This window comes from Kocuria himachalensis, assembly GCF_054784195.1.
On record NZ_BAAGPL010000001.1, the window covers coordinates 210,750 to 223,539 of the forward strand.

Here is a 12,790-nt window from a genome sequence, read left to right on the forward strand (position 1 = left end):
CGGTGGAGGACCGAGCGGTGCGCCGTGCCGGACACCGGCGGGGGGGCAGCGGGGAGGACAGTGGAGGACGCCGTGGCAGGCCGTGCCCGGCACCGGCGGCGGGCGGTGGGGAGGACAGTGGAGGGCGCCGCCCGCGGTGCTCGCGGGGCACGAAAAAGCTCCCCGGCGGTGCACCGGGGAGCTGGTCGGACCCTGGACGTCGTTGTGCGGCGGCACGGTGGTGGGAGGTGGAGGGATCGGGCCGGGGCGGCGGGACCGGGCGGCGCCCTGCGCTGGGCGCCCTGCGCTGGGCGCCCTGCGGCCGGCTCGGTGCCGGTCAGGAGGACGGGCCTCCGGAGTTGCGCTGGTCCCAGCGCTCCTCGAGGTTCTGCAGGAAGGGCGACGAGCGGCGGGGCGGGCCGCCCTTGCCGGTCTCGCCACCGGGGCGCGGCTTGCCGGAGCGCAGGGTGGCGACGTAGACACCCGCGCCCATCACGACGAAGCCCAGGACCCCCACCAGGATCGAGTCGATGACGACCCCGCCCAGGAGGACGAGCAGGCCGACGACGGCGATCACGATCCCGAGAACGATGTTGCGGGTGGACGCACCCCTGACGGCACGGGACCCCATGCTCGTCACGAACCTCGGGTCGTCCGCGTGAAGCTGCTTCTCCAGCTGGGCCAGGAGCTGTTGCTCGTGCTCGGACAGTGGCACGGTATGCCTCCTCATCCTTCGGGTGCGGATTCCCCGGCTGTTCCGGCGCCGCCTCTTACCAGGATAGACCGTCGGGTGCTGAATTGGCACCGCGCACACGGCTGTCAACAGCCTCCGAGTTGCCTTCCGGATTCCGTGGTGCGGGCGGCAGGAGACGGGCGGGTCCGAGGCGTTCGGCCCCGAAGCGGGCGTGCACCCGGTCCATGGCCTGCTCGGCGGCTCCCCACTCCTCCTCCCGGCCGTCCAGGCTCAGCTGCAGGGCGTCCGTGGCGGGCTCCAGGCGCTCGGCGCGGATGCCGAGGAGCCGGACCGGCTGGGGCCTGGCGCCGAGCTCCTCGAGCAGGCCCACGCCGTGCTCGAGCAGGTCGTGGGCCGAGGTGAAGGGGTGCTGCAGGGTGCGCGAGCGGGTGATGGTCGTGAAGTCCGCCCAGCGCACCTTAAGCCCCACCCGGCGGGCGCGCAGTCCCTGGCGGCGCAGCCGTGAGGCGGTCCGGTGGCTCAGGCGCAGGAGGGTCTCGTGCAGCACCCGGTCGTCGGCGACGTCCCGGGGGAAGGTCTCCTCCGCGCCCACGCTCTTCTCCTCCCGGACCGGCTCGACCGGGCGGGGGTCCCGCCCGTTGGCGAGCTCGTGCAGGTGGTGGCCGGCGGCCCGGCCGACCAGGCGGGTCAGCATCGGCACGGGGGCGGCCGCGAGGTCCCCGACGCTCCTGAGGCCCGCGCCGGTGAGCGTCTCGGCCGTTCGCCCGCCGACGCCCCACAGCGCCGAGACCGGCAGCTCGGCCAGGAACGCGACGGTGTCCTCGGGCTGGACGAGCAGCAGGCCGTCCGGCTTGGAGCGGGTGGAGGCGATCTTCGCGACGGTCTTGTGGGCGCCGATCCCCACGGAGGCGGTCAGTCCCAGCTCGTCCCGCACGCGGGCGCGCAGACCGCGGGCGATGCCCACCGGCGGGCCGAGCCGCCGGACGGCTCCGGCGACGTCGAGGAAGGCCTCGTCCACGCTGATCTGCTCCACCCGGTCGGTGATCTCCCGGAACATGGCCATGACCCGGCGGGAGTAGGCGTCGTAGGCGTCCCGGTGGGGCTCGAGCAGGACGGCCCGCGGGCACATCGCCCGGGCCCGCGCCAGGGGCATCCCGGAGCGGACACCGTACGCCCGGGCCTCGTAGGACGCGGAGAGGACGACGGAGCGGCCGCCCGCCCCCGCCACGATGACGGGCCGGCCGCGCAGCCCGGGGGCCGCGAGCAGCTCCACGCCGACGTAGAACATGTCCATGTCGACGTGCATCACGGCGCACGCCCGCCAGCGGTCCAACCGGTCCCTCGGCTCCTCGTTCACCGTGCTCTCCTCCCGGGTCCGGCACAGCATAGCTCCCGGTGCGGACATCGCGGCCGCCGTGCGGGCACCGGCCCGGGCGCAGCGCCACGGCCCGTCGACCGGGCCTTCGATAGGCTGGGGCGGACATCGCGGACGGCCGTCAGAGGGCATCCGCCACCGCCCCGAGACCGAGGTCGATCCGCCCATGCCGTGCCCGCCGCTCCCGCACCACCCCGACGCACACGCCGGCACCGCGCCGCGGTCCCGGCCCGAGGACGCCTTCCGCGCCGAGGACGAGCGGTTCGTGACCCGGCTGCACGCGGAGCTGGAGGAGTTCTTCGGGCGGCAGCGGACGGTGCTGGGCGACATCTCGGCGGACGCGCTCCCGCTGCTGGACGCCGTCGTCGCGCTCTCCGCCGGCGGCAAGCGGCTGCGGGCACGGCTGTGCTACTGGGGCTGGCGGGCGGCGGGCGGCGACCCGGAGGACCCGGCCGTCGTCCGGGCCGGTGCGGCGCTCGAGCTCTTCCAGTCCGCCGCGCTCATCCACGACGACGTCATCGACCGCTCCGACACCCGCCGCGGCGCCCCGAGCGTGCACCGCCGCTTCGAGTCCGTGCACGCGGACCGGGGCTGGGCCCTCGACGGTCCCGCCTTCGGAGTGGCGGCCGCGATCCTCTCGGGGGACCTGTGCCTGTCCTGGAGCGAGCAGCTCTTCGCCGCGGCCACCACGGCGCGCGGCGGCCACCGCGCACGGGCGGTGTTCGACCTCATGCGGTCGGAGGTGATGGCCGGGCAGTACCTCGACGTGCAGGGCGAGGTCGCCGGCGGGGGCCAGGACCGCGACGGCGCGGTGCAGCGGGCCCTGGACGTCATCCGGTACAAGTCGGCGAAGTACTCGGTGGAGCACCCCGTGGTGCTGGGCGCCGCTCTGGCGGGGGCGCCGGAGCCGGTCCTGGAGCGCTGTTCCGCGTTCGCGCTGCCCCTGGGCGAGGCGTTCCAGCTGCGCGACGACGTCCTGGGCGTGTTCGGCGACCCTGCGACCACGGGCAAGCCCGCCGGCGACGACCTGCGCGAGGGCAAGCGGACGGTGCTCGTCGGCTACGTCCGCACGCTCGGCAGCGAGGCGCAGATCGCGCGGCTCGAGGAGGCCCTCGGTCGGCCGGACCTGACGGAGGAGGACGTCGAGGAGCTCCGCGCGCTCATCACGGCGTGCGGCGCCCTGGGCGCCACGGAGGAGCTCATCGAGCGGCTCAGCCGGGAGGCGTTCACGGCGCTGGACCGGCTCGGGGCCGACACCGTGCCCATGGCCGCGCTGCGCGGCCTCGCGACAGCCGCGGTCCGCCGCTCGTCCTGAGACCGGGCGCGCCGGACCCGGTCGCGGGCCGGCCCGGCGCGCCGGTCAGGAGCGGGTCACCAGGCCAGGGCCTGCGCCCGGCGTCGGATCTCCGTCTTGCGCCCGTCCCGCAGCGCGTCGACGGGACGGCCCGGCAGGGACTCGTCCTCGGTGAACAGCCACGTGATCGCCTCGACGTCGGTGAAGCCGGAGTCCCGCAGGACCGCCACCGTGCCCTTCAGCGAGTCGACCACGGCGCCGTCCAGCAGGAAGGCAGCCGGCACCCGGCGGATGCTGTCGTGCGGGTTGCGGACGGCGAGGAGCGTCCCGTCGTCGACGAGGCCGTGGACGCGGGTGATCACGAGGCCGAGCCGCTCGGCGACGTCGGGCAGGGGCAACCACTCCTGGACGAGACGGTCCAGGCGGTCGAACTCCTCGGTGCTGATTCCGGATGTGTTCTTCACGCCCCCAGAGTGCCACGTCCGCCGGTGCCCGTGCCACGCGGGCCCGCCACGGTATGCTCGACCCGCGGAGCCGGCTGAGACCTCCGCACCTTCCCCGATCAGCGTCAGAGAGCCCTTTCATGCCGTTTCCCCCCGACAGCGACACGACCGACCCGAACGACGCACCGCCCCGCACCACCGCCGAGCCCTCCGGGAACCAGGACGACCGCTCCCCCGGCTGGGCGCGCCGCGCCCGCACGGGGTCGGCGGTCACCGCCGTCGCCGCCCTGGCCGCCCTGGGCGGGGGCACCGTGGCCCACGCCGCCCCCGCCCAGACGGCCCAGGTGGCCTCGGCGCCCCTGCTCGTCGGCCAGAAGACGACGAAGGCCCCGGTGCACACCGTGTCCCCCGGGGACTCCCTGTGGGCGGTCGCCCAGCGCCACGGCGTCGCCGTGGGCGAGCTCATGCGGTGGAACGACCTCTCGGGCGCGGCGCTGCTGATGCCCGGCCAGAAGCTGCGCCTCTCCGACGGCGCCGCCCCGGCGGCCGAGCCCCCGCGGCGGACCGCCCCGCCCGTGGCGGAGCCGCCCCGCGCGGAGCACGTCGTGCGCTCCGGCGAGTCGCTGTGGAGCATCTCGCAGGCGCGCGGGGTGTCGGTCCAGTCGCTCCTCGACGGCAACGACCTCACGGTGAACTCGCTGCTGCGCCCGGGGCAGCGGCTCTCGGTCGCCGCGCCCGCCCCCGGCACGGTCCGGACCGCGCAGGCCCCCGCGCCGGAGCGCGCCGAGGAGCCCCGGCCGGCGCCCGAGCGCGCCGTCGGCGACACCTTCCTGGGCCGCACGTACGAGGACGGCGTGGTGGACTCCGCCAACCGCCACCACGAGCAGCTCTCCTCCCGTCCCGCGCCCTCCCGGGAGCAGATGCGCCGGCTCGTCCACGACACCGCCGTGCAGATGGGCGTGGACCCGTCCCTCGCCCTGGCGCACGCCTACCAGGAGTCGGGCTTCGACCACCGGGCCGTCTCCCCCGCCGATGCCGTGGGCGCCATGCAAGTCATCCCGGACGCCGGGGACTGGGCCTCCGGCCTCGTGGGCCGGGAGCTCGACCTGCTCGACCCGCAGGACAACGTCACCGCCGGCGTGGCCATCATCCGGCAGCTGGGCCGCGCCGCGCCCAGCACCGACGTGGCCATCGCCGCGTACTACCAGGGCCTGCACGGGGTGAAGAAGTACGGGATGTACGACGACACCAAGCAGTACGTCAAGAACGTCAAGAGCCACCGCAAGCGGTTCGGACCGTGACCTCCGACCCAGCGTGCGCACAGCGCCGCGGCCTAGGCTGAGGCCGTGCAGCACGCGCTCCCCGACCACCTGACCGGGACCCTCCTCGAGGGCCGCTACGAGCTGGGTCCGCGCATCGCCCGCGGCGGGACGGCCACCGTGTACCGGGCGGTGGACACGCGCCTGCAGCGCGTCGTGGCGGTCAAGCTCATGCACGCCCACCTGGCGGAGGACCCGGCCGCCGCGGACCGGTTCGTGCGGGAGGCCCGGGCGGCGGCGCGGCTGTCCCATCCCCACGTCGTCGCCGTGCTCGACCAGGGCCACACCCGGGAGGGGGTGCCGTACCTGGTCATGGAGCACGTGGAGGGCTCGACGCTGCGCGATCTCCTGCGCCGGCGCGGCGCCCTGCCCCCGGGCGAGGCGCTCGCGCTGCTGGAACCGGTCCTCGACGGGCTCGCGGCCGCCCACCGGGCAGGTCTGGTGCACCGTGACGTGAAACCGGAGAACGTGCTGATCTCCGGCACCGGCCGGGTGACGGTCGCGGACTTCGGCCTCACCCGCGCCGTCGACCAGCACACGGCGACCGGAACGGTGCTGGGCACGGTGGGCTACGCCTCGCCGGAGCTCGTGACCGGGCAGCGGGTGGACACCCGTGCGGACGTGTACTCGGCCGGGATCGTGCTCTTCGAGCTCCTGGCCGGCCGCCGTCCCTTCGAGGGCGGCCCGCTGGCCGTGGCCCGGGCGCACGCGGAGGGCGCCGTCCCGGACCTGCGCACCCTCGACCCCGGTCTCCCGGCCGGTCCGGCACAGCTCGTCGCCCGGGCCACGGCGCGGGACCCGGAGCGGCGTCCGCCGGACGCCGGCAACTTCCTCGAGGAGCTCCGGGCGGTCCGGGCGGGGCTGCGGCCGGCGGAGCTCGACCGCCGCCCGGCGCCCGGCGCCGCCCGCGGCGCCCCGGCCGCGCCGGTCCCGGACAGCGGCGCCACGGCGGCCCTGGACCCCACGGTCGCGCCCACCGCGGCCCTGGGCGCGGAGGCCGCCCCGACGGATGCCCTCGGTCCGGGCGCCCCGACAGAGGCCCTCGGCGCCGCCGCCCCCACGGAAGCCCTCGGCGCCGCCCCCACGGAGGCCTTCGGCCCGGCGGCCACCCGGACCGAGGTGCCGCGACCGCCGGGCGCGCCCACCGAGACCCTGAGCGCAGCCCGGAACGGCGCCACGGCGTGGCCCGCCCGGCCGCTGGCCGCGCGGTCCCCGAGCGGTTCCTCCGACCCGTGGCGGCCCGAGGTCGAGCTGCGCCCCACCCGTCCCCTGCACGCGGCCGGGACGCTGGCCCTGGTCGCGCTCGCGGTGGCCGGGGCGGCGTTCCTGGGCTGGCTCCTGGGCTCCGGCCCGGGCGGCACCGCAAGCGTGCCGGACGTGCGGGGAGCGGGTCCCGAGCTCGCCGAGCAGTACCTGGCCGGCGCCGGTCTGGGCAACGTCGCCGTGCACGAGACCGCGGACCCGGTGGCCCCCGCCGGCACCGTGCTCGGCACCGACCCGCCGGCCGGGGCCACCGTGCGGGCCGCGGAGCAGGTCGTCCTGCTGGTCTCGACCGGTCCCGCGCGGACGACCGCGCCCGATGTCGCCGGGATGACCGAGGAGGACGCCCGGGCGCGGCTCGAGGAGGCCGGGCTGACGGTCGGCAGCCGCAGCGAGGTCTCCGACGACGCCGCCCCCGGGACGGTCGTGGGGCAGCACCCCGAGCCGGGCGAGGCGGTGGCCGAGGGGTCGGCGATGGACCTCGCCGTCTCCGGCGGGGCGCGCGCCGGGACCGCCCCCGGGGTGCTGGGGCGGCCCGTGGACGAGGCGGTCCTGGTCCTCGCGGAGGCGGGATTCCCGGCGCGGGTCGAGGAGAGCCTCGGCGCGCCCTTCGGCTACGTGGTGGCCCAGACGACGGACGGGGCCGAGGTCGTCCTCACCGTCGTCTAGCGGACGGCAGGTCCGGCCCCGGCCCCGTCGGCCGGTCCTGCGCTCAGCGGCGGGAGAGGTAGCCCGCCACGAGGAACGCGATCTCCAGGGACTGCATGTGGTTCAGCCGCGGGTCGCACAGCGACTCGTAGCGGTCCTGGAAGGAGGACTCGTCGACGGGATCGGCGCCGCCGAGGCACTCCGCGACGTCGTCGCCCGTCATCTCCACGTGGATGCCGCCGGGGAAGGAGCCGATCGCCTCGTGCACCTCGAAGAAGCCGCGGACCTCGTCCACGACGTCGTCGAAGTTGCGGGTCTTGTAGCCGGACGGGAGGGACACGGTGTTGCCGTGCATGGGGTCGGTGACCCACACGACCTTGGCGCCGGAGCGCTCGACGGCCTCGACGAGCGGCGGCAGCTTCTCCCGGATGTTCTTCGCGCCCATGCGGGTGATGAAGGTGAGCCGTCCGGGCTCGCGCTGCGGGTCGAGCTTGTCGATGAGCGCGAGGGCGTCGTCCCCGGTGGTCTTGGGGCCGAGCTTGACGCCGATCGGGTTGCGCAGCCGGGAGAGCAGGTCCACGTGGGCGCCGTCGAGCTCCCGGGTGCGCTCGCCGATCCACAGGAAGTGCCCGGACGTCCCGTACGGGAGGTGGGTGCGGGAATCGATGCGGCTCAGCGCCCGCTCGTAGTCCAGCAGCAGGGCCTCGTGGCCGGCGTAGAACTCCGTGGTGCGCAGGGCGTCGAAGTCGGCGCCGCACGCGTCCATGAACTTCACGGCCCGGTCGATCTCGCGGGCCAGCGACTCGTACCGGGCGTGGGCCGGGTTCGTGGTGAAGCCCATGTTCCAGGCGTGCACGAGGCGCAGGTCGGCGAACCCGCCCGTGGTGAAAGCCCGGATGAGGTTCAGGGTGGAGGCGGAGGTGTGGTAGCCGCGCACCATCCGCCGCGGGTCGTGGACCCGGGACTCCTCGGTGAAGTCGAAGCCGTTGACCATCTCGCCGCGGAACGTCGGCAGGGTCGTGCCGTCACGGGTCTCGTCGTTGGACGAGCGGGGCTTCGAGAACTGCCCGGCCATGCGGCCCATCTTCACGACGGGCATGGACGCGCCGTACGTGAGCACCACGGCCATCTGCAGCAGCGTCTTGACCCGGGCGCTGATCCGGTCCGCGGTGGCGCCCTCGAAGGTCTCGGCGCAGTCCCCGCCCTGCAGGAAGAACGCCCGGCCGTTGGCGACGTCGGCCAGCCGGTCGCGCAGCTTGTCCACCTCCCCCGCGAAGACGAGGGGCGGGACCGTGTTGAGCTCGGCGATCGAGGCGGCGAAGTCGGGGTGGTCGCCCCAGGTCGGCTGCTGGTCGGCGGCCAGCTCGCGCCAGTCGTCCAGCCCCGGGTAGTCGGCCGCTGAGGGCACCGGGGAGGCGAGGTTGCGGAGGCTGTCGGGAACGGTGAAGTCGAGCATCATGTCTTCCTATGTCTCGTCCGGGGCGGGGCCGGGCGCGGGATCAGGGTGCGGTGGGCCGCGGGGAGTCGTCGTCCGCGGCCGCGGGGCGGTCGCGGTGGGCGATGGAGTCCGCGGTCACCCGGGCGGTGTGGGCGGCGCTGCGGGCCTTGTCCTTGGCGGTGCCGACGAGGTCCGCCGCGGCCTGCTTGGTCTCCTGGCGCTTTCGCTCGGCGAGCCGCTTCTTGTGCTCCGAGGCGTAGGCGTCCACGTAGACCTGGCCGGAGAGGGCCTGGATCGCGTGCATGATCTCGTCGGTGACCTCGCGCAGCAGGGCGTGCTCGCCCTGCCGGCCCCGGTAGCGGGAGAAGTCGAGCGGCTCGCCGAAGATCGTGGTGACCCGGGCGCTGCGGCGGGGCAGCGGCAGCCTGGTCCCGATCGGCTGGACCTTGTCGGTGCCGACCATGGCGATCGGGACGACCGGGGCCCCCGTCTCGAGCGCGAGCCGGGCCACCCCGATCTTGCCCTTGTACAGGCGGCCGTCCGGGGAGCGGGTGCCCTCCGGATAGATCCCGAGCAGCTCGCCCTCCAGCAGCTTGCGCCCGCCGTTGCTCAGGGACTTCGCGCTGGCCCGGCCTCCGGACCGGTCCATGGGGATCTGGTTGATGGCGCGGAAGAACGCGGCCGTCACCCGTCCCTTGACGCCGGGGCCGTCGAAGTAGTCGGACTTCGCCAGGAAGTACACCTGCCGTGGCACGGCCACGGGCATGAACACCGAGTCGGAGACGGAGAGGTGGTTGCTCGCGAGGATGGCCGGGCCCTCGTCGGGCACGTGCTCCAGGCCGCGGACCTCGGGACGGAAGGCGACGTTGATCAGGGGGCCGACGACGTAGCGCTTCAGAAACATGTAGACCATGTGGGAGGGGACTCCTTCGTGCTGATCGGGATGTCGCGAGGGTCCGTGCCGCTCGGACCGGGTCCGGCCTCCGATATTCTCTCACGTCCGCGCGGGCACGGGCGCCGGTCCGCCCGCGCCGGGGCTCCGTCCTGACATCATGGACGCATGACGCCACCCGTCGAGGACCAGCACCTGCCCTCCCCTCCCGCGAGCAGGAGGCCCGCCGCCGAGGACGATCCGGGCGCCCCGTTCCGGTATCCGGCCGACGGCCCCGCGGGCGCGCTCGTGCTGCACGGCTTCACCGGCGTCCCGTTCAGCGTCCGCCCGTGGGGGCGGGCCCTGCACGAGGCGGGGGCCGACGTCGTGGGGCCCGTGCTGCCCGGCCACGGCACCCGCTGGGAGGACCTCGCCGGCGTCCGGTGGGAGCAGTGGCGCGACCACGCGGCCCAGCACGTGCAGCAGCTGCGGACCCGGCACGACGTCGTGGTGGTGTGCGGGCTGTCCATGGGCGGGGCGCTCGCCCTGCACCTCGCCGCGACCCTGCCCGTGGACGGGGTCGTGGCCCTGAACCCGGCCCTGTCCCTCGTCAGCCGCACGGCGCGCCTCGCCCCGGCCCTGCACCGCGCGGTGCCCTCCGTGCCGGGCGTGGGGGACGACATCAGTGTCCCCGGCGTCACCGAGCACGCCTACCCGCGCACGCCGGTGGCGGGCGTCGCCGAGCTGGGCCGGTTCATGGCCCGCACCCGGAGGATGCTGCCTGCCGTCACCGCCCCCGTCCTGGTGCTGCGCTCGCTGCACGACCACGTGGTCTCCGACGCCTCGCACCTCCACGTGCTGCGCCGCGCGGGCGGGGACGTGGAGCTGGTCCGGCTGGCGGAGAGCTTCCACGTGGCCACCCTGGACCGGGAGGCGGACGTGGTCTCGTCGCGGTCCGTGCGCTTCCTGGAGGACCTGCTGGCCGGGCGCAGCCCGGTCACCGGAAGACCGTTGCGCCCGGCCCCCCGGGAGGGCCGGCGATGAGCGCGGGCCCGGGGACGCCGGGCGGGGCCGGGCCCGGCCCCGAGGACGAGTGGAGCCGGATCGTGTCGGATCTCGAGGACGTGCGCCGGGCCGGCGACCGGCACCTCGCCGGCCCCCGGGACTGGTCCCCCGAGGACCCCGCTCCCGGCGGGTCCGCCGGGGGGACGGAGGGCGCCGGGGACCCGGAGGGCACCGAGGACGACGACGCGCCCTACTCCCCCGACCCCGGGCCGGTCACGCAGGGACTCAGCGGCGGGGCGCTGGTGTCGTGGACCGTGCTGGTCGGCGTGCCCGTGCTGCTGGTGGTGCTCTCCCTGCTGCCCGGCTCCCTGCCGTGGTGGGCCATCGGAACGGGCCTGGTCGCCGTGGTGGGGGCCATCGGGCAGCTGCTGCGGTCCCTGCCCGACGACCGCGACGACCTGGACGACGGCGCCCGCGTCTGATGGGGTTTGCGTGAGCCAATTCACTAGACTGGCGTGGACGGCCCACCGACCCCGATCCGAGGAGACCCCCATGCGCCACGTCGCGACCGACGCCCTCGTGGACCCACCGGCCCACAGCCGCATCACCGACTTCCTGCTGATGCAGGCGGGCCAGAAGGTGGATCCGCACCTGTACACCGTCCTGGCGGCGGACGGTGCCTCCCGCGAGGTGCACGCCCGGGAGTTCCTCGCGAGCGTGCAGGGCGTGGCGAAGGGTCTCGTGGCCGCGGGGATCGAGCCCGGGGACCGGGTGGGCATCCTCAGCCGGACCCGCTACGAGTGGACCCTCGCGGACTTCGCGATCTGGTACGCCGGCGCGGTGCCCGTGCCCGTCTACGACTCGTCCTCGACCCAGCAGATCGCCTGGATCATGGGCGACTCCGGGGCCAAGGCCGTCTTCGTCGAGACGCAGGCCCTCGAGGAGTCCGTGCGCGCGGCCTCGCGGGAGACGCCGTTCCGCGCCGCGGAGAACGTCTGGCGCCTGGACGGCACGGGCACCGGTCTCGACGAGCTCGTCCGCGCCGGCGCGGACGTCCCCGACGAGGAGCTCGAGGCGCGCCGCACGTCGCGCGGGCTCGAGGACGTCGCCACGATCATCTACACCTCCGGGACCACCGGTCCGCCCAAGGGGTGCGAGCTCACGCACGGGAACTTCGTGCGGCTGTGCGAGAACACGGCCCTGGTCGTCGCGGACATCATCCACCCGGGCGCCCGGACGCTGCTGTTCCTTCCGCTGGCCCACGTGTTCGCCCGCTTCGTGGAGGTGATCGCCCTCTACTCCGGGACCGTCCTGGCCCACACCCCGGACGTGAAGAACCTCATGGGGGACCTCGCGGCCTTCCGGCCCACGTTCATCCTGGCCGTCCCGCGGGTGTTCGAGAAGATCTACCAGAGCGCCCGCCTCAAGGCCGAGAAGAGCGGGAAGGTGAAGTCCCTGATCTTCGAGCGCGCCGTGGCCACGGCCGTCGCGCACTCGAGGGCCGGTCAGGACGGACGGGTGTCGCCGGTCCTGCGCGCGCGCCACGCCCTCTACGACCGGCTCGTGTACTCGAAGCTGCGGGAGGCGATGGGCGGAGAGGTCACGCACGCCGTCTCGGGCGGCGCCGCCCTCGGCACCCGGCTGGGCCACTTCTTCAACGGGATCGGCGTGTACGTCGTGGAGGGCTACGGGCTCACGGAGACCACGGCCCCGATCGCCGTCAACACCCCGGAGATCGGCAAGATCGGCACCGTGGGCCTGCCGCTGCCGGGCAACGAGGTGAGGATCGGCGAGGACGGGGAGGTCCTGGTCCGGGGCACGCACGTCATGCGCGGCTACCACGGCCGCGAGGACCTCACTGCCGCGGCGTTCGAGGACGGCTGGTTCCGCACGGGCGACCTCGGCTCCCTCGACGAGGACGGCGCCCTCACCCTCACCGGGCGGAAGAAGGAGATCATCGTCACCGCCGGCGGCAAGAACGTGGTCCCCAACGTGCTGGAGGACCCCATCCGCGCCTCGGCCCTGGTCTCCCAGGTCATGGTCGTCGGGGACGACCGGCCGTTCGTGGCCGCCCTCGTCACCCTCGACCAGGACGTGCTCCCCGCGCGCCTCGAGCTGATGGGACTGGACCCCGCGATGCCCGTGGCGGAGGCGGCGCGCCACCCGAAGGTCGTCGAGCACGTCCAGGACATCGTGAACCACGCGAACCAGGCGGTCTCCCGCGCGGAGAGCATCCGGGCCTTCGAGATCCTCGACGTCGACTGGACGGAGGCCTCCGGGCATCTCACCCCGTCGATGAAGATCAAGCGGGCCCGGATCGCCCAGGACTTCGCGGACCGGATCGAGGAGATCTATTCCCGTCCCGCCCCCGAGCCGGCCCCCGCCCCCGCCACCCCGGCCGAGCGGATCAAGGAGAAGCTCTCCCAGGCGCACCTGCCCGGCCGCGGGTAGCGCCGGGCCGGTC

11 protein-coding genes are annotated in these 12,790 nt (G+C 74.9%); 6 read left to right on the plus strand and 5 right to left on the minus strand.

From position 1 onward, the window contains the following. Positions 1 to 316 precede the first annotated feature (316 nt). Positions 317 to 694, minus strand: a complete 378-nt coding sequence (locus ACYVM4_RS00975; protein ID WP_368821176.1) for a DUF3040 domain-containing protein — start codon at positions 692 to 694, stop codon at positions 317 to 319. A 55-nt stretch (positions 695 to 749) separates the two neighbouring features. Continuing rightward, entirely contained in the window at positions 750 to 1,979 is a 1,230-nt protein-coding gene (gene dinB / locus ACYVM4_RS00980) for a DNA polymerase IV (protein WP_460667393.1), read from the minus strand. Positions 1,980 to 2,214: 235 nt separating this feature from the next. On the opposite strand from dinB, the gene ACYVM4_RS00985 reads away from it, so the two are divergent. Next, positions 2,215 to 3,363, plus strand: a complete 1,149-nt coding sequence (locus tag ACYVM4_RS00985; protein WP_460667394.1) for a polyprenyl synthetase family protein — start codon at positions 2,215 to 2,217, stop codon at positions 3,361 to 3,363. A gap of 56 nt (positions 3,364 to 3,419) precedes the next feature. Here the strand turns inward: ACYVM4_RS00985 and ACYVM4_RS00990 are convergent, their stop codons facing one another. Next, positions 3,420 to 3,806 carry an Rv2175c family DNA-binding protein gene (locus tag ACYVM4_RS00990; protein WP_368821173.1) on the minus strand — a complete coding sequence of 129 codons (387 nt, stop codon included), beginning with the start codon at positions 3,804 to 3,806 and terminating at the stop codon, positions 3,420 to 3,422. Positions 3,807 to 3,925: 119 nt separating this feature from the next. Between ACYVM4_RS00990 and ACYVM4_RS00995 the strand changes: the two genes are divergently transcribed. Together ACYVM4_RS00995 and ACYVM4_RS01000 are read left to right on the plus strand one after the other, a co-directional pair. After that, positions 3,926 to 5,086, plus strand: a complete 1,161-nt coding sequence (locus ACYVM4_RS00995; protein WP_460667361.1) for a lytic transglycosylase — start codon at positions 3,926 to 3,928, stop codon at positions 5,084 to 5,086. A 45-nt stretch (positions 5,087 to 5,131) separates the two neighbouring features. Next, the gene (locus ACYVM4_RS01000) at positions 5,132 to 7,033 is read left to right on the plus strand and encodes a protein kinase domain-containing protein (RefSeq protein WP_460667362.1); all 1,902 of its coding nucleotides are present in this window, start codon (positions 5,132 to 5,134) and stop codon (positions 7,031 to 7,033) included. A gap of 43 nt (positions 7,034 to 7,076) precedes the next feature. Here ACYVM4_RS01000 and ACYVM4_RS01005 read toward each other — a convergent pair whose 3' ends face one another. Both ACYVM4_RS01005 and ACYVM4_RS01010 read right to left on the minus strand, forming a co-directional pair. Next, positions 7,077 to 8,471, minus strand: a complete 1,395-nt coding sequence (locus tag ACYVM4_RS01005; protein WP_438612813.1) for a class II 3-deoxy-7-phosphoheptulonate synthase — start codon at positions 8,469 to 8,471, stop codon at positions 7,077 to 7,079. Positions 8,472 to 8,511: 40 nt separating this feature from the next. Further along, a complete protein-coding gene (locus ACYVM4_RS01010) occupies positions 8,512 to 9,363 on the minus strand; it encodes a lysophospholipid acyltransferase family protein (RefSeq protein WP_368821170.1) in 852 nt (283 codons plus the stop codon). Positions 9,364 to 9,510: 147 nt separating this feature from the next. Here ACYVM4_RS01010 and ACYVM4_RS01015 point away from each other — a divergent pair, with 147 nt between their 5' ends. The 3 genes from ACYVM4_RS01015 to ACYVM4_RS01025 all read left to right on the plus strand — a co-directional run bounded on the left by ACYVM4_RS01015 (position 9,511) and on the right by ACYVM4_RS01025 (position 12,777). After that, positions 9,511 to 10,365: an alpha/beta hydrolase gene (locus ACYVM4_RS01015; protein ID WP_460667363.1), complete on the plus strand. Its 855-nt coding sequence runs from the start codon at positions 9,511 to 9,513 to the stop codon at positions 10,363 to 10,365. Beyond that, on the plus strand, positions 10,362 to 10,808 hold the full coding sequence (locus tag ACYVM4_RS01020; protein WP_368821168.1) for a hypothetical protein: 447 nt from the start codon (positions 10,362 to 10,364) through the stop codon (positions 10,806 to 10,808). Before ACYVM4_RS01015 ends, ACYVM4_RS01020 begins: the two co-directional genes overlap by 4 nt. Positions 10,809 to 10,878: 70 nt before the next feature. Then, complete coding sequence (locus ACYVM4_RS01025) at positions 10,879 to 12,777, plus strand: AMP-dependent synthetase/ligase (RefSeq protein WP_460667364.1); 1,899 nt, start codon at positions 10,879 to 10,881, stop codon at positions 12,775 to 12,777. Positions 12,778 to 12,790 lie beyond the last annotated feature (13 nt).

What these genes read in the sequence shown, in the direction of transcription:
- dinB (WP_460667393.1), bottom strand. Translation starts at nt 1,979, where the DNA reads ATGCACGTCGACATGGACATGTTCTACGTCGGCGTGGAGCTGCTCGCG.
- ACYVM4_RS00985 (WP_460667394.1), top strand. Translation starts at nt 2,215, where the DNA reads ATGCCGTGCCCGCCGCTCCCGCACCACCCCGACGCACACGCCGGCACC.
- ACYVM4_RS00995 (WP_460667361.1), top strand. Translation starts at nt 3,926, where the DNA reads ATGCCGTTTCCCCCCGACAGCGACACGACCGACCCGAACGACGCACCG.
- ACYVM4_RS01005 (WP_438612813.1), bottom strand. Translation starts at nt 8,471, where the DNA reads ATGATGCTCGACTTCACCGTTCCCGACAGCCTCCGCAACCTCGCCTCC.
- ACYVM4_RS01010 (WP_368821170.1), bottom strand. Translation starts at nt 9,363, where the DNA reads ATGGTCTACATGTTTCTGAAGCGCTACGTCGTCGGCCCCCTGATCAAC.
- ACYVM4_RS01015 (WP_460667363.1), top strand. Translation starts at nt 9,511, where the DNA reads ATGACGCCACCCGTCGAGGACCAGCACCTGCCCTCCCCTCCCGCGAGC.
- ACYVM4_RS01020 (WP_368821168.1), top strand. Translation starts at nt 10,362, where the DNA reads ATGAGCGCGGGCCCGGGGACGCCGGGCGGGGCCGGGCCCGGCCCCGAG.
- ACYVM4_RS01025 (WP_460667364.1), top strand. Translation starts at nt 10,879, where the DNA reads ATGCGCCACGTCGCGACCGACGCCCTCGTGGACCCACCGGCCCACAGC.